The organism is Dermacoccus nishinomiyaensis (assembly GCF_900447535.1).
Taxonomy (GTDB): Bacteria; Actinomycetota; Actinomycetes; order Actinomycetales; family Dermatophilaceae; genus Dermacoccus; species Dermacoccus nishinomiyaensis.
The window spans coordinates 655,660-671,189 of sequence record NZ_UFXX01000001.1 but is presented as its reverse complement, the minus strand read 5'-3'; the positions used below and the strand labels follow the sequence as shown (position 1 = coordinate 671,189).

Here is a 15,530-nt window from a genome sequence, read left to right as displayed (position 1 = left end):
ACGGCGGGCCGCCGCGGTGTTGCACGAAGAACGGCCTGGAGACCACCAGGACCGAAGACGTGAGAGAGGATCGATCCACGATGACGGTGGAGACGAACACCCAGGCCGAGACGGCCACCCACGGCGTCATTCTGACGGACGTCGCCGCAGCCAAGGTGAAGAGCCTGCTCGAGCAGGAGGGCCGTGACGACCTTCGCCTGCGCGTCGGCGTGCAGCCGGGCGGCTGCTCGGGCCTCATCTACCAGCTCTACTTCGACGAGCGCACCCTCGACGGTGACCTCGTGCGCGACTTCGGTGGCGTCGAGGTCGTGGTCGACCGCATGAGCGCGCCGTACCTCGACGGCGCCTCCATCGACTTCGCCGACACGATCGAGAAGCAGGGCTTCACGATCGATAACCCGAACGCGGGCAGCTCCTGCGCGTGCGGTGACAGCTTCAGCTGATCCGATCGGCTCCGCCTCGGCGCCCACTGCTGCGATGGCAGCGTGGGCGCCGAACGCGTTTCACGGTAGGTTGATGCGGTGAAGATCGCAGTGACGGGTTCCATCGCAACCGACCATCTCATGACGTTCGACGGGCGTTTCGCCGATTCGCTCGTCGTCGAGCAGCTCGACAAGATCTCGGTCTCGTTCCTCGTGAACGACCTGCAGATCCGCCGCGGAGGCGTGGCGGGCAACATCGCGTTCGGCCTCGGCAACCTCGGCCTGCGCCCGATCCTCATCGGGTGCGTGGGCGCCGATTTCGCCGACTACGGCTCCTGGTTGGAGCGTCATGGCGTCGACACCTCTGAGGTGCGCATCTCGCAGACGCAGCACACCGCGCGTTTCGTCTGCACGACCGACAACGACATGGCGCAGATGGCGTCGTTCTACCCGGGTGCGATGTCGGAGGGGCGCGAGGTCGAACTCGGCCCGATCGCCGAGCGCCACGGGGGTTTTGACCTCGTCCTCATCGGCGCGCACGACCCGGAGGGCATGCGTCGCAACACGCAGGAGTGCCGGCGTCGGGGCATCCCGTTCGTCGCGGACCCCTCCCAGCAGCTGGCCTTCGGCGACGGCGCGTTCATCCGCGACATCATCGACGGCGCGCAGTACCTGTTCACCAACGAGTACGAATCGCACCTCACGGAGCAGAAGACGGGCTGGAGCGCCGACGAGATCCTCGACCGCGTCGGGGTACGTGTCATCACCCGCGGCAAGGACGGCGCGAGCATCCACCGCCGCGGTGAGCCGACGATCGACGTGCCCGTCGCCCAGATCGCGCAGGCGGTCGACCCGACGGGCGTCGGCGACGCCTTCCGCGCTGGATTCCTGGCCGGGTTGTCGTGGCAGCTCGAGCTGGAGCGCTGCGCCCAGCTGGGTTCGGTGCTCGCCGCTCACGTCATCGAGACCGTCGGCACCCAGGAGTACGTGCTGAAGGCGCCCGCCTTCCTCGACCGCTTCCGCGCGGCTTACGGTGACGCCGCGGCAGGCGAGGTGGCGGCGCGCCTGCGTGATCGGCGGTCGTGAACCCGCTCGAGCTCGAGTGCCGGTGGAACTTCGCCGACGCCGACTTCGACGCCGATGACGACCTCGTCGCCCTCGGCGCCGACCTCGAACCGGCGACGATCGTCGGGGCGTACTCCCAGGGCGTCTTCCCGATGGGTCTGGGGGAGGGCGGCGGCGAACCGCTCGGCTGGTGGTCGCCGCTGGAGCGCGGCGTCCTGCGTCGCGGTGACTTCCACGTCTCCCGCAGCCTGCGTCGCTCGGGCCGGACGATGGAGGTGAGCATCGACACCGCGTTCGACGACGTTGTCGCCGCCTGCGCCGACCCGAGCCGTGACGGCGCGTGGATCACCCCCGCCGTCGCCTCGGCCTACGGCGCACTCCACCGCCTCGGGGTGGCGCACTCGATCGAGGTGAGACAGGACGGCGAACTCGTCGGCGGCCTCTATGGGCTCGCGCTCGGTGGGTTGTTCGCCGGCGAGTCGAAGTTCCACGTCGCGACTGACGCATCGAAGGTGGCGCTGTGGGCGCTGAGCGAGGTCGTGTTCGCCGAGCCCGGGCCGCGTCTGATCGACGTGCAGTGGCGCACGGACCACCTCGCGAGCCTGGGCATCACCACCATGGAGCGTCCGGCGTACCGCGACGCCGTCGCGCACCTCGTCACCTCGCCGCCGATCACCGGTCTGGTGCCGGGCGCGCGGGTGCCGTTAGGCAATCGTTAGAGCCAGGAGATACCCCCCGACCCTTGGCGAAGTCTGAGCCTGGGATAAGGTTTGAATGTGCCTGGTATGGATCTGAGGAAGGTGGACGCTGTGCGTCGGCCCTTACGGAAGACGAGCCCCTCGTGGCGTCGTCGAATTGCTGCTGTCGGTGTCGGTGGAGCGGTACTGCCGCTGACCGCGTGCTCCGGAGAGGTCAGCCGCGGCTGGCTGCCCGAGGGCGTCACCGAGAACTCCCACCATGTGATCGATTTCTGGGTGGACACCTGGTACTGGGCGCTCGCCGTCGGCGTGCTCGTCTGGGGCCTCATGCTCTGGTGCATCCTGCGCTACCGCCGTCGCAAGAGCGACACGGGCTTCCCGGCGCAGATGCAGTACAACGTGCCGATGGAGATCCTCTACACGGTCGTGCCGATCTTCATGGTCGCCGTGCTGTTCGGCAAGACGGTCGGGCTGGAGAACAAGCTGCTCGACACCAAGCCGAAGCCCGACGTGACGATCAACGTCGTCGGCAAGCAGTGGAGTTGGGACTTCAACTACGTCGACGCCAAGACCTACGACACCGGCGTCATGGGTGACATGAAGGCCGGCAAGCCGGGCGCCGAGGCCGGACTGCCGACGCTGTACCTGCCCGTGAACAAGCGCGTCGAGTTCGTGCTGACGACGCGCGACGTCATCCACACGTTCTGGGTGCCGCAGTTCCTGCAGAAGCTCGACATGATCCCGAGCAAGGTGAACAAGTTCGCCGTCGACACGACGCAAGAGGGCACCTTCAAGGGCAAGTGCGCCGAGCTGTGCGGTGCGTACCACTCTCAGATGCTCTTCAACGTGAAGGTCGTCTCGCAGGCGGAGTACGACAAGCACATGGACGACCTGCGCAAGCAGGGCAAGTCCGGCTTCCTGTCGAACTCCCTCAACCGTTCCAGCGTCGCCCCGCAGGACCAGCAGTACCTGCCCGAGGGTGTCGGCGCGCCGGACATCGTCAAGGAGGGTAAGTAATGGCTACGGCTACGACTCCCGCCGCAGGCCTTCAGCAGCGCCCCGAGGCACGGCGTCCTGAGGACTTCAACGCGGGCCGAACCATCGTCAAGTGGTTGACGACGACCGACCACAAGGTCATCGGCAACCTGTACTTCATCACGTCGTTCATCTTCTTCCTGCTCGGTGGTGCGATGGCTCTGGTCATCCGTGCCGAGCTGTGGTCGCCCGGCCTGCAAATCGTCGACAACCCGGAGCAGTTCAACCAGCTGTTCACCATGCACGGCACGGTGATGCTCCTGATGTTCGCGACGCCGCTGTTCTCGGGCTTCGCGAACGCGCTCATGCCGCTGCAGATCGGCGCGCCCGACGTCGCCTTCCCGCGACTCAACATGTTCGCCTACTGGCTCTACCTCTTCGGCAGCCTCATCGCAGTGGCCGGCTTCCTGACGCCGCAGGGTGCGGCCTCGTTCGGTTGGTTCGCGTACGCGCCGCTGTCGAGCACCACCTACAGCCCCGGTCTCGGCGGCAACCTGTGGGTCTACGGCCTCGCGCTGACCGGTTTCGCCTCGATCATGGGTGCGGTCAACTTCGTCACGACGATCGTCTGCATGCGCGCTCCCGGCATGACAATGTTCCGCACGTCGATCTTCACGTGGACAGTGCTCATCACCTCGATCCTCGTGCTGCTCGTCTTCCCGGTCCTCGCCGCTGCGCTGTTCGGCCTCGGCCTCGACCGCACGATGAATGCGCACGTGTTCGACTCGGAAACGGCCGGAGCCATGCTCTGGCAGCACATGTTCTGGTTCTTCGGGCACCCCGAGGTGTACATCATCGCGCTGCCGTTCTTCGGCATCATCTCCGAGGTCCTGCCGGTCTTCTCGCGCAAGCCGATCTTCGGTTACAAGACACTGGTCTTCGCGACGATCGCCATCGGCGCGCTGTCGGTCTCGGTGTGGGCTCACCACATGTACGCGACCGGCCAGGTGCTCCTGCCCTTCTTCGCCGTCATGACGATGCTCATCGCCGTCCCGACCGGCGTGAAGTTCTTCAACTGGATCGGCACCATGTGGGGTGGCTCGCTCACCTTCGAGACTCCGATGCTGTGGGCGCTCGGCTTCCTCGCGACCTTCCTCTTCGGTGGTCTGACGGGTGTCATCCTCGCCAGCCCGGCGCTCGACCTGCACCTGTCCGACTCTTACTTCGTCGTGGCGCACTTCCACTACGTCGTCTTCGGCACCGTCGTGTTCGCGATGTTCGCGGGGTATTACTTCTGGTGGCCGAAGTTCACCGGCCGCATGCTGAACGAGACGATCGGCAAGATCCATTTCTGGCTGCTGTTCGTCGGCTTCCACCTGACGTTCCTCGTTCAGCACGTGCTGGGTGTCGAGGGCATGCCCCGTCGTTACGCCGACTACCTCCCGGAGGACGGGTTCCAGTCCTTGAACCAGGTCTCGACCGTTGGCTCGTTCCTGCTGGGTGCCTCGATGCTGCCGTTCCTCTACAACGTGTACATCACGTGGAAGAAGGCGCCGCTCGTCACGGAGGACGACCCGTGGGGCTTCGGGGCCTCGCTCGAGTGGGCGACGTCCTGCCCGCCGCCGCGTCACAACTTCAACAGCATCCCGCGCATCCGTTCCGAGCGCCCCGCGTTCGACCTGCACCACCCGGAGGTCGGGGTCTTCTCCGTCCTGCCGGCGCAGGACACGGTTGACCAGCTGGGTGGAAAGGCTCACACCGCATGAAGACGTCATACAAGCTCTTCCTCGTGCTCGGCCTCTTCTACTTGCCGCTGATCTTCATCTACGGTCACTTCAGCCACTGGGACGAGCCAGTGGGTGTCGTCGGCCTCGCGCTCAGCACCGGCTTCGGCCTCATGATCGCCGGTTACTTCGCGGTCACCGACCGCAAGCTGGGTGCGGGCCCGAGCGACCGCCCCGAGGGCGAGATCAGCGAAGTGTCCGGCGAGCAGGGCTTCTTCTCGCCCTACTCGTGGACGCCGCTGTGGCTCGCCGCTGCGATTGCGCTGCTCGCGTTCGGGATGGCTGTCGGCTGGTGGATCGTGTTCATCGCCGCTCCGCTTGTCTGCGTTGCAGTCGTGCTGTGGACGTTCGAATACTTCAGTGGCGAGCACGCCATCTGATCACTCGCACCAAAGATCGCCCCGCCCTTCCTCTGGAAGGGCGGGGCGATCTGCATGTCTGGGATGAAGCGGACTCGCTAGTTCGGCTGTGCGACGTCACGCGAGCATGCGGTGATGACAGTGGCGGGGCCGGCAAAGCCGCCCGGGCGCCCCACAGCGGCCCGTGCGTACCTGCGATTTTCGTCCACGTTTGCGATTTCCGTCCCCCTTTCGCCAATGACGTGCCCATCTGCGAATCGCGTCGGCAACTGCGAAGCACGATCAAACTACTGCGAAGCACGATCAACTCACGCAGCGGATCTTGCGAGAGTGCGGGGATCGCGGCGGCTCGCTCGCGCTCGCGCGCGTCGCTCCTGGGCGCCCCGGCGGTCAAGTCTCTGGCGGTGGTGTAACGGTGTGTTCCTTCGCGGGGTGGGTTCAGGCGGTGAGTGCGGGCATGGGTTCGTGTCCTGGCTCGGTGGGCGGGTCGGTGAGGATGGCCGCGTGTGAGCGGGCGAGGACGTCGAGGCCGAGGTAGCGTCGTCCTTCGGCCCGTTCATCGGTTTGTTCGGCCAGGATGGCGCCGACGAGATGCACGATCGCGTCGCGGTTGGGGAAGATTCCGACGAGTTCGCGGCGTCGTGAGTGCGGCATCGTTGCCAGCTCGCGGCGGGCAGGTTCGCGCTGATCGCTTCGCACAGACCGGTGGGCCTCGCTGGTGATGAGCAGGACACTGCTCGGGCCGCGGGCGACGAGGTCGGCGAAGAACTCGTTCCTCGCTGACCCGGTTTCGCTCGTGGCCACGCGCAGGCCGAGCACTTCACGGTGGCCGTCATTGTTGACGCCGGTGGCGAGCGAGACGACGGTGTTGATCACGCGGCGTCCTTCCCGCGCGTTCATCGTGAGGGCGTTGGCGGTGACGAACGTGAACGGGCCTGCATCGTCGAGGGGGCGGTGGCGGAAGTCGTCGTGGAGCGGGTCGAGGTCGGCGCCCATACGGCTGACCTGGGACTCGACGGCGCGTTGGTGCCGAGGGTTTTTCGCCAGCTTGGGGGTATCACCCGCTACGAACCCCGCGTCGCGCGCAGCGGGGGAGCCCTGCGGTGCGTGGACACGCCGGCGAGGTAGCAGTCAGCGGCGACCGTGATGAGTGCGGACTTGGCTCGTTTGCGTCGTTCCATGAGCCAGTCCGGCAAGTAGGCGCCTGAGCGCAGCTTCGGCACAGCCATGTCGAGGGTGCCGAGGCGGGTGTCGAGGTCGCGGTGGCGGTAGCCGTTGCGGTGGGTCGTGCGTGTCGGGCTGGGTTGGCCCCACTCGGCGCCGGTCACGGCGTCCGCGTCGGCGGACAGCAGAGCGCTGAGCATGGTTTGCAGTAGGTGGCGCACCATGTCCGGGTTGCTTCGGACAAGGCTTCGCCCAGCACGCTGGCAGGGTCGACAATGTGAGGTGCGGTTATCGTGATGACTCCGTTCGAGGATTCTGTAGGAGGTTGACTCGAAGGATCACGCGGTGGCTGCGCCCACGTCCAAGAGGCCGGGGGCGCGACGACCGGTGTTTCACCACAATCAGGGACTCATCTGCGCCGCGGCTACGCTGCCGGCACAGCAGGCCAGGGCCAATCGCCGCCGTCATCGCAGGGCACCGACGGGCGACTTGCTGGGCGCGCCGCCATCAGCTCAGGCGAAGGACCATGCAGAGACGCTGCTGGGCGCCCGCCGCCTCTCACAGCGTGGTGCGCGCTCCTTGCCTCCCGAGGCGGCGCCCTCATGCCCGCTTGTAGGGGTGCCCGCTCGCAGGCGGGGGCAGGGCAGGCTGGTATGGCGTCGGCCGTCTCCCCACGACCACCAGCCGTTGAGCGACGACCGGGGCCGGGAGGCGACGACGAAACGGCCCCGGGCACGATGGCGACATTGTTCTGACGCGAGTAGGAGGCGGCTCCGGCCACGATGTCGACGTTGCCCTGACGTGAGCACGAGGCGGCTCCGGGCGCGATGAGCGAACGGCTCCGGCCGCCGAGCGAGGCACCGCTGTACGGCACGATGAGACGGGGGAGAATCCCTCCGGACCACGTGGACGCATGAGCTGATGCGTGGGCGACACCCTCACGACCGGTGACGAATGCGAGACAAACGCGGGCGAGGGGGATCGAGGCGATGCGGTGCGTCCAGAGCACCATCCCGGGCGAGGCCGGCAGCCTCGCGGAACTCCGCCACCCGAAGCGCGTGGCGACCTGGCACCCGCAGACGCCTGCACCCGGGAAGCTGCCCTTCCTCCCTGGCCGGCCCACCTGAGGTGGCCATGGAGCGTCGTCCTGACGCCTCCCGGCCGAGATACGCCGAAGGCCCCCGACATCAGTGATGTCGGGGGCCTTCGGCGTTATCCTCGCGGGCGACTCAGTGAGCGCCCTCGAGAGCGTGGTCGTCACCGTGGTGGTGAGCTGCCTCGAGCTCGGCCGGAGTGACGGGGGCGATGCTGTCCTTGTAGTAGAAGTTGGTCCAGCGGTTGCGACGCTTCGCCTTCCTCCGCTCCTTGCCCGAAAGACCATCGAGCTCGATCTGGCTCGGAGTACCGGCCTCGTAGCTCACGAGCTGCCAACGCGTGTACTCGTCGAGCGGCTCGTGCGCCTCGAAGAATCGACCCTCCGGCGTGCGGATGACGCGTCCGGACTCGCGCCCGTGCAGCACCAGGTCGCGGTCGCGACGCTGCAGGCTGAGGCAGATGCGCTTCGTCACGAGGTAGGCGAGGATCGGGCCGAGGAAGACCATGACGCGGAAGAAGTACGTGATGTCGTTGATCGACATGTGCAGCTTGATCGCCATCAGGTCGTTGCCGGCCGCGAACATGAGGACCGCATAGAACGTCGCGAACGCCACGCCGATCGCCGTGCGCGTCGGAGCGTTGCGCGGACGGTCGAGCACATGGTGCTCACGCTTGTCGCCCGTGACCCAGGCCTCGATGAAGGGGTAGACCGCGATGGCGCCGAAGAACAACGGCAGCAAGGCGATCGAACCCGGGAAGATGTTCATGCTCCACGTGTGGCCGAACAGCTGGAACTCGAACACGCCGGGCAGCAGACGGAGAGCACCGTCGGCGAAGCCCATGTACCAGTCAGGCTGCGAACCGGCCGTCACCTGCGTCGGCTCGTACGGTCCGTACATCCAGATCGGGTTGATCGTGATGAGACCCGAGATCAGCGCCGTGATACCGAACACGACGAAGAAGAAGCCACCGGCCTTCGCCATGTACACCGGCATGAGGGGGAAGCCGACCACGTTCTTGTCGGAGCGGCCCGGGCCGGGGTACTGGGTGTGCTTGTGCACGACGAGCAGGATGAGGTGTGCGGCGAGCAACGCGACGAGAATCGCCGGGATGATGAGGATGTGGAGCGTGAAGAAGCGGGGGATGATCATCTCGCCGGGGAAGCCGCCACCGAACAGCGCGTACGAGATGTACGTGCCGACGATCGGGACCGAAAGGATGAAGCCCTCCATGGCGCGGATACCCGTACCCGAGAGCAGATCGTCCGGGAGCGAGTAGCCCATGAAGCCCTCGATGATCGCGAGCATGAACAGCAGGGTGCCGATGACCCAGTTGATCTCGCGGGGCTTGCGGAACGCGCCCGTGAAGAACACGCGGAACATGTGCATCATGATCGACACGATGAACAGCAGCGCCGCCCAGTGGTGGAGCTGACGGATCAGCAACCCACCACGGATGTCGAACGAGATGTCGATCGCGGAGGCGTAGGCCTCCGACATCTGGATGCCCTGCATCGGGACGTACTGACCGTTGTAGATCGTCTCGCCCTGCGACGGCACGAACCAGAACGTGAGGAACGTACCGGTGATCATGAGGATGACGAAGGAGTACAGCGCGACCTCACCGAGCATGAAGCTCCAGTGGTCGGGGAACACCTTCTTCATGAGGAAGCGAACGCCCTTGGCGCCGCCCGTGCGCTCGTCCAACCAGTTGGACATGCCAGCCAGGCCGCCCTGCGGGTCCTGACGCTGTGTTGTGGGGTGCGTTGCGCTCGCGGAAGAGGCAGCGGTGCTCATGACTTGAGTTCCTTCCCGTTGTCTTCCCAGAAGCTCGGGCCGACCGGGCGCTTGAAGCCCTGGTCAGCAACGAGGTAGCCCTCGTCGTCGACCGAGATCTTCAGCTGCGGCAGCGGACGCTTGGCGGGGCCGAAGATGACCTTGCAGTCATCCGTCATGTCGAACGTGGACTGGTGGCACGGGCACAGCAGGTGGTGCGTCTGCTGTTCGTACAGGCCGACGGGGCAGCCGACGTGTGTGCAGATCTTGGAGTAGGCGACGATGCCGTCAACACCCCACTTGCGCTGACGCTCCGACTTGATCTTCTCCTCGTCGAGCCGCACGAGCAGCACGGAGGCCTTCGCCTTCTCGTTGAGGGGGTGCTCCGTCGTGTTGATGCCCTCCGGCAGGACGTGGAAGACCGAACCCAGCGTGACGTCCGAGGCGCGGATCGCGGTGCCCTCGGGGTCGCGCATGAGGCGGCGGCCGCGGCCGTTGATCTTCTCGTCCCAGAGCGTCGTCGCGAGGTCGTTCTTCGGCATGGGGCCGAGACCACCGAGCAGCGGAAGAGCCACCGGGACGGCGAACAGACCGAGAGCGCCACCGAGCGTCCACTTGAGCAGCGGGCGACGCTTCAGCTGCGCGGCCTCCGCGCCACCCGTCATGATCTTGGCGGCGGCTTCCCAGGCCTCGTCGTCGGACTTGAGCTCGTGCCGCTCCTCGACGACCTCTTCGTCGGGCATGATCGTCTTAGCCCAGTGGATGGCACCCAGGCCGATGCCCAGCATGGAGATCGCCATCGTGAGGCCGAGAGCGAAGTGCAGCGCCTTCATCGGGCCGATGAAAGGAACCGAGATGATCGACTCGCGGCCGACCGCGAAGTAGCAGACGACGAACGCGATCGTCGCGATCATCGAGAGCAGGAACAGCATGGCGACCTGGCGCTCGGAGCGCTTGGCCGCAGCCGGATCCTCGTCACCGAGACGGTGGACGTGCGGGGGCAGGCCCGGGTCGGAGAAGTGCTCGGGTAGTGCGCCCGAACGCTCGACGTACCCGTCGTTCGGGCTCACCGGAGCGTTGTCCGGGTGGCCGTCACCGGGGAGCGCATGCGCGCCGGTTTCATTCATTTCGTTGCGTTTCCTGTCTGACGAGTCAGAGCCGAAGCGGGGGAATTTCATCACGCTGCCTTACGTCCGAGCCAGACAGCCACCGCTATGCACAGGCCGATGCCGAACGTCCACACGAACAGACCCTCGGAGACCGGGCCGAGGTTGCCCAGGGTGTGACCACCCTGCGCAGGCTGCTTCTCGATGTCCTTGAGGTAGGTGATGATGTCCTTCTTGTCCTGCGGCGACAGGTTCGTGTCGTTGAACACCGGCATGGACTGCGGGCCCGTCTGCATGGCCTCGTAGATGTGCTTGCCCGAGACGGACGTCAGCGGCGGCGCGTACTTGCCTCGCGTCAGCGCGCCACCCGAGCCGGCGAAGTTGTGGCACATGGCGCAGTTGACGCGGAACAGTTCGCCACCCTTGGCCGAGTTGCCACCCGGGGTCGTGTACTGCTTCTCGGGGACGTTGGGACCGGTGCCGAGCGAGGCCACGTAGGCGGCCATCTGGGCGATCTCCTTGTCGCTGAACTGCTTCGTGTTGCGCTGCGCCTGCGTGTTTGGCGCGGCGAGCGGCATGCGGCCGGTGCCCACCTGGAAGTCGACGGCGGCAGCGCCGACGCCCACGAGGGAGGGGCCGGCGGACGTGCCGGTGGCGTTCGTGCCGTGGCAGGTCGAGCAGTTCGCGAGGAACAGCTGCTTGCCAGCGTTGACGTCACTGGCGGACGTCGTCTCGGCCTTGGCGCTCTTCGGCGCGAAGGCTGCGTACAGGCCACCGGTGACGACCAGGGCCAGCAGCAGGACGACGAACAGGGAGGCCGGGTGTCGGCGGCGGGCGGCGAGAGTGCTCACAAGGACATCCTGTCGGCGGTCGGGGGAGTCAGGGTTCGGGTTCTGCTAGTGGTGTCGCGCATCACTTGAGGAGGTAGATGGCAGCGAACAACGCGATCCACACGACGTCCACGAAGTGCCAGTAGTAGGACGTCACGATCGCGCCCGTGGCCTGGTGGTGGCTGTAGGTGCGCGAGGTGAACGTGCGTCCGATGATGAGCAGGAACGCGAGAAGGCCACAGGTCACGTGGATGCCATGGAAGCCGGTCGTGATGTAGAACATCGAGCCGTAGGCGTCGCTGTCGAGGGAGATGCCCTCCTCGTGCAGCGTGGCGTACTCCATGATCTGGCCGGAGACGAAGATCGCGCCGAACAGGTAGGTGAGGGAGTACCACTCACGCATTCCCCACTTGCCGACCTCGAGCAGCTTGCCCGTGCGGTGGGGGATGCCGTGCTCCGCCTTGAACACGCCGAGCTGGCACCACACGGACGAGATCACGAGGATCGTCGTGTTGATGGCCGCCAGCGTCACGTTCAGGTGCGACGTGCGTTCGTGCCACAGGTCGCCTGCCACGGAGCGGATCGTGAAATACATCGCGAACAATCCGGCAAAGAACATGAGTTCGCTCCCGAGCCACACCATCGTGCCTACGGCAGTCAGGTTGGGTCGGGTCGCCGGTGCGTGCCCGGCGGGGATGCCGTGTTCGCTCGTCTGAGCTGTAGTTGCGGTCGCCACCCGGACATTATGTCCTGCCCTGGCAGCGATCATGACAGCGGCCCCCCAATTGGACACATATTCGTTATCTGCTCTGTGTGCTCGCTGGGTGTTGAAGGGTGTTCTTCCTGTGTGTGTTGACGCGGTTGCAACCCCGCACGTCAGCGCCTAGCACGGTGACGCGGGACGTCGGTGGACGCGCCTGTCGCACGGTCACGGCGCCGCTTAGGGTGGTGGTACGACGAACGACGTGCAAGGAGATCCGTCATGAAGTGGCCGAGCCTCGTGGCCCAGCTCATGCGTGGGGAGGACCTGACGCCAGAGCAGACCCACGCCGCGATGACGGCCGTGATGAACGGGGAGGTCGCCCCCGTTCCGCTCGCGGCGTTCCTCGTCGCACTGCACAGCAAGGGCGAGACGGTGGAGGAGCTGCGGGGGCTCGCCGACGTCATGGTCGAGCACGCCCGGCCGTTCAGGCTCGACGTGCCGGCCCTCGACATCGTCGGCACGGGCGGCGACATGGCACACACCGTCAACATCTCGACGATGGCCGCGCTCGTGTGCGCCGGTGCCGGGGTCAAGGTGGCCAAGCACGGCAACCGAGCCAGCTCGAGCTCGACCGGGACGGCTGACGTTCTCGAAGCGCTCGGGGTCGACCTGAGCGCGGACGTCGACGAGCTGCAGCAAGACGTGACGCATGCCCCGATGACGTTCCTGTTCGCCCAGAGCTTCCACCCCGCCATGCGGCACGCCGCCGCGACGCGGCGGGAGCTCGCCGTCCCGACCGCGTTCAACTTCCTCGGCCCCCTGACCAATCCGGCGCGCCCAGCCATCGCTGCTGTGGGTTGCGCGAACCGTAGGATGGCACCGGTCATGGCTGGCGTCTTCGCGCAACGCGGCGCCGATGCGGCGGTCTTCCGGGGTGACGACGGCCTCGACGAGCTCACCCTGGCGACGACGTCGAGCCTGTGGTGGGTGCACGACGGCGAGGTCATCGAAGAGAGCATCTCGCCCGAGCAGGTCGGGCTGTCGCCAGCCCCGATCGAGGCGCTGCGCGGCGGAGACGCGTCGTTCAACGCTCAGGTCGTCCGTGACGTACTCGCCGGGAAGCGCGGGCCCGTGCGCGACGCCGTCCTGCTCAACGCCGGCGCGGCTCTCGCACTCGTCGCCCAGTACGAGCGCGGCAGCCTCTTCGGTGGCGCGGACGACCTCGCGTCCGGCATCCGTGCGGGCATGACGCGCGCTGCCGAGGCCGTCGATTCCAGCGCCGCGCAACGCACCCTCGACGTCTGGATCCACGGTTCGAGTGCCGTAGACGCCGATTCCGAGCCCCTCATGAAGGAGACCCGATGATCACCGCCATCGTCCTCATCAAGGCGGACGTCGCACGCATCCCCGAGGTGGCCCAGCACGTCGCCGACGTGCCCGGGGTGACGGAGGTCTACTCGGTGACCGGAGGCGTCGACCTCATCGCGATGGTGCGCGTCACGGCGTACGAGCAACTCGCCGAGGTGATCTCCGGAAGCATCAACAAGGTCGACGGCGTGCTCGAGACCGACACGCACCTGGCCTTTCGCACCTACTCCCAACGCGATCTCGACGCGGGGTTCGATCTGGGGCTCGACGACTGACGGGTCGTCGCCCGCCCCTGTCCGGGATGCGCGAGCACGCCGGATTCGACGGCTGCCGCTTCGTGCGCGCGGCGGACGACGGGATCGAGATCGTCGAGGTAGCGTGTCGCGGCATCCCGCGGGCTGACCCACGGCGCGTCCGTCTCGACGATGCGGGTGCCTGCGCGCGCGATCCAGCGCAGGAGCACCTCCGTCTCCTCCTCAAGCGCTGCGGAACGGTGTGCAGGCGGGGTCGCGGCGGCCTCGGCCGTCGCCCGCAAGGCCTCGATCGTCAGCCGTGGATCCTGACCGGGTCGTGAGGCACCGCTCGCCGCGAGCCGACCGTGTCGGATGACGGCGAACTCCCAGCCGCCGCCCCGACGTGGCCGTGCCGCCATGAGATGCGGATTGTTGACGATGGGTGCCCGGCGCTGGTGACGGTCGAGCCCACGCAGGAGCTCGATGAGGGCGTCGCGCCCAGCGCGGGCCTCCTCGAAGCGTTCCTGCCCCGCGAGGCGGGCCAGGCGCGCCTCGACGTCATTGACGATGGACCCGGGCTCGTTGAGCAGTTCCTGCCTCAACCTCGACACGAGGTCGAGGTAATCGCGCTGGGTGATGCCTCCGATACAGGGCGCATCGCACCGATCCATCTCCGCCAGGACGCACGCCGTGCCGCCCTTGGCGCGGATGGGCGTGGTGCACTGGCGAATGCGGCGGACGTCGTGCACCGCATCGCGGGCGAGCCGCGCGGCGACCATCGTGCGGAACGGGCCGAGGTACGTCGCCTCGTCGGCTCGCTGCTCGCGCACGACGGACAGGCGCGGGAACTTCTCGTCGGTGATCTTGAGCCATGCGATCTTCTCCGGCCGGCTCGAGCGTCGGTTGAACCGTGGCCGATGCTCGGCGATGAGCCGGATCTCACGCACGTGTGCCTCGAGCGCCGTCGCGCAGGGGATGGGCGTCACGCGGGCGGCGAGATCGACCATGAGCCCCATCTCGCGACGCTTCTCCGACGCGGTGAAGTACGAACGCACGCGGGTGCGGAGGTTGCCGGACGTGCCGACGTACAGCGGCTTTCCGTCCTCGTTCTCGAAGACGTAGACGCCGGGCTCGGCGGGCAGGCCGTCGGCCAGGGTGGCCTTGCGGCGCCGCGCCGCCGGCACCTTCGCGCTGAAGGAGAGCAGTTCCTCACGCGAGGTGACGCCGAGACTGCCGGCTCGCGAGAGCAGGGCGTGCAGGACGTCGACGGTGGCCTGGGCGTCAGCGAGGGCGCGGTGATTCGGGTTGACACTTGCGCCGAAGTGGGCCGCGAGCGTGCCGAGGCGGTGATTGCGGACCTCGTCGCGCGGCACGAGGGCGCGGGCGAGCTTGACCGTGTCGACGACCGCAGGAGCGGGCCACGGGACCTCGAGATCCCGTGCGGCCGCCGTGAGGAAGCCGACGTCGAAGGGTGCGTTGTGGGCGACGAGGACGGCGTCGGGCCCGAGGAACTCGAAGAATGCGGGCAGCACCGATGCCAGCTTCGGCGCGTCGTGCACCATCGCCGTCGTGATGCCGGTGAGCCGCTGGATCTGCGGTGGGATCGCGCAGCCGGGGTCGACGAGGGTGGCGAACTCGCCGAGCACCTCGCCGCCACGGACCTTGACGGCGCCGATCTCCGTGATGCCCTGCGCGCCCGGGCGACCCCCGGCGGTCTCGAGGTCGACGATGACGAAGGTGACGTCGTGCAACGGGGTGCCGAGATCGTCGAGGCAGCCCTGCACCGCGGTCGGATTCGTCTGCGTGTTCGTCACCATGTCGCGAACGCTAGACGGCGGTGGTGACAACCCCCGGATGAGGCGGTGGCCGGTGCCTTTCAAGGGGGTGGGGACGGGCAGGCGGCGCGGCAGGGACGAGGCGCGCCGCGACGGGCGGTCGCGGAGGTCGGACGCG

At 67.1% G+C, this 15,530-nt stretch carries 13 protein-coding genes and 1 pseudogene; 8 read left to right on the top strand and 6 right to left on the bottom strand.

Annotated features, from left to right (window positions below):
* The first annotated feature begins 80 nt into the window (after window positions 1-80).
* The 6 genes from DYE07_RS03270 (at window position 81) to DYE07_RS03245 (ending at window position 5,324) form a co-directional block, all read left to right on the top strand.
* Window positions 81-443, top strand: coding sequence for a HesB/IscA family protein (locus DYE07_RS03270; protein WP_006946562.1), 363 nt, complete (start codon window positions 81-83; stop codon window positions 441-443).
* Window positions 444-521: 78 nt separating this feature from the next.
* Window positions 522-1,508 carry a carbohydrate kinase family protein gene (locus DYE07_RS03265; RefSeq protein ID WP_006946602.1) on the top strand — a complete coding sequence of 329 codons (987 nt, stop codon included), beginning with the start codon at window positions 522-524 and terminating at the stop codon, window positions 1,506-1,508.
* On the top strand, window positions 1,505-2,206 hold the full coding sequence (aat, locus tag DYE07_RS03260) for a leucyl/phenylalanyl-tRNA--protein transferase (RefSeq protein WP_006946588.1): 702 nt from the start codon (window positions 1,505-1,507) through the stop codon (window positions 2,204-2,206). Before DYE07_RS03265 ends, aat begins: the two co-directional genes overlap by 4 nt.
* Window positions 2,207-2,272: 66 nt before the next feature.
* Window positions 2,273-3,202: an aa3-type cytochrome oxidase subunit II gene (gene ctaC, locus DYE07_RS03255; RefSeq protein WP_006946600.1), complete on the top strand. Its 930-nt coding sequence runs from the start codon at window positions 2,273-2,275 to the stop codon at window positions 3,200-3,202.
* Window positions 3,202-4,926 carry an aa3-type cytochrome oxidase subunit I gene (gene ctaD, locus DYE07_RS03250; RefSeq protein ID WP_062258759.1) on the top strand — a complete coding sequence of 575 codons (1,725 nt, stop codon included), beginning with the start codon at window positions 3,202-3,204 and terminating at the stop codon, window positions 4,924-4,926. The genes ctaC and ctaD overlap by 1 nt, the downstream gene beginning before the upstream one ends.
* A complete protein-coding gene (locus DYE07_RS03245) occupies window positions 4,923-5,324 on the top strand; it encodes a cytochrome c oxidase subunit 4 (RefSeq protein ID WP_062258761.1) in 402 nt (133 codons plus the stop codon). Before ctaD ends, DYE07_RS03245 begins: the two co-directional genes overlap by 4 nt.
* A gap of 417 nt (window positions 5,325-5,741) precedes the next feature.
* Here DYE07_RS03245 and DYE07_RS03240 read toward each other — a convergent pair.
* The 5 genes and pseudogenes from DYE07_RS03240 to ctaE all read right to left on the bottom strand — a co-directional run bounded on the left by DYE07_RS03240 (window position 5,742) and on the right by ctaE (window position 12,009).
* Window positions 5,742-6,759, bottom strand: a pseudogene (locus DYE07_RS03240) (IS256 family transposase).
* Between the two features lie 937 nt (window positions 6,760-7,696).
* Complete coding sequence (qcrB, locus tag DYE07_RS03235; RefSeq protein ID WP_006946606.1) at window positions 7,697-9,358, bottom strand: cytochrome bc1 complex cytochrome b subunit; 1,662 nt, start codon at window positions 9,356-9,358, stop codon at window positions 7,697-7,699.
* Window positions 9,355-10,464: a cytochrome bc1 complex Rieske iron-sulfur subunit gene (qcrA, locus tag DYE07_RS03230; protein ID WP_115296332.1), complete on the bottom strand. Its 1,110-nt coding sequence runs from the start codon at window positions 10,462-10,464 to the stop codon at window positions 9,355-9,357. The genes qcrB and qcrA overlap by 4 nt, the downstream gene beginning before the upstream one ends.
* A gap of 50 nt (window positions 10,465-10,514) precedes the next feature.
* Window positions 10,515-11,294, bottom strand: a complete 780-nt coding sequence (gene qcrC, locus DYE07_RS03225) for a cytochrome bc1 complex diheme cytochrome c subunit (RefSeq protein WP_006946652.1) — start codon at window positions 11,292-11,294, stop codon at window positions 10,515-10,517.
* 61 nt (window positions 11,295-11,355) lie between these two features.
* A complete protein-coding gene (ctaE, locus tag DYE07_RS03220; protein ID WP_006946553.1) occupies window positions 11,356-12,009 on the bottom strand; it encodes an aa3-type cytochrome oxidase subunit III in 654 nt (217 codons plus the stop codon).
* Between the two features lie 246 nt (window positions 12,010-12,255).
* On the opposite strand from ctaE, the gene trpD reads away from it, so the two are divergent.
* Together trpD and DYE07_RS03210 are read left to right on the top strand one after the other, a co-directional pair.
* On the top strand, window positions 12,256-13,341 hold the full coding sequence (trpD, locus tag DYE07_RS03215; protein ID WP_006946543.1) for an anthranilate phosphoribosyltransferase: 1,086 nt from the start codon (window positions 12,256-12,258) through the stop codon (window positions 13,339-13,341).
* Complete coding sequence (locus tag DYE07_RS03210; protein WP_038567799.1) at window positions 13,338-13,619, top strand: Lrp/AsnC family transcriptional regulator; 282 nt, start codon at window positions 13,338-13,340, stop codon at window positions 13,617-13,619. Before trpD ends, DYE07_RS03210 begins: the two co-directional genes overlap by 4 nt.
* Here the strand turns inward: DYE07_RS03210 and DYE07_RS03205 are convergent.
* Window positions 13,568-15,394, bottom strand: a complete 1,827-nt coding sequence (locus DYE07_RS03205; protein ID WP_115296331.1) for a DEDD exonuclease domain-containing protein — start codon at window positions 15,392-15,394, stop codon at window positions 13,568-13,570. The two genes, DYE07_RS03210 and DYE07_RS03205, sit on opposite strands and share 52 nt — an antisense overlap.
* Between the last annotated feature and the right edge of the window lie 136 nt (window positions 15,395-15,530).

What these genes read in the sequence shown, in the direction of transcription:
- DYE07_RS03270 (WP_006946562.1), top strand. Translation starts at nt 81, where the DNA reads ATGACGGTGGAGACGAACACCCAGGCCGAGACGGCCACCCACGGCGTC.
- ctaC (WP_006946600.1), top strand. Translation starts at nt 2,273, where the DNA reads ATGGATCTGAGGAAGGTGGACGCTGTGCGTCGGCCCTTACGGAAGACG.
- ctaD (WP_062258759.1), top strand. Translation starts at nt 3,202, where the DNA reads ATGGCTACGGCTACGACTCCCGCCGCAGGCCTTCAGCAGCGCCCCGAG.
- DYE07_RS03245 (WP_062258761.1), top strand. Translation starts at nt 4,923, where the DNA reads ATGAAGACGTCATACAAGCTCTTCCTCGTGCTCGGCCTCTTCTACTTG.
- qcrB (WP_006946606.1), bottom strand. Translation starts at nt 9,358, where the DNA reads ATGAGCACCGCTGCCTCTTCCGCGAGCGCAACGCACCCCACAACACAG.
- qcrA (WP_115296332.1), bottom strand. Translation starts at nt 10,464, where the DNA reads ATGAATGAAACCGGCGCGCATGCGCTCCCCGGTGACGGCCACCCGGAC.
- trpD (WP_006946543.1), top strand. Translation starts at nt 12,256, where the DNA reads ATGAAGTGGCCGAGCCTCGTGGCCCAGCTCATGCGTGGGGAGGACCTG.
- DYE07_RS03210 (WP_038567799.1), top strand. Translation starts at nt 13,338, where the DNA reads ATGATCACCGCCATCGTCCTCATCAAGGCGGACGTCGCACGCATCCCC.
- DYE07_RS03205 (WP_115296331.1), bottom strand. Translation starts at nt 15,394, where the DNA reads ATGGTGACGAACACGCAGACGAATCCGACCGCGGTGCAGGGCTGCCTC.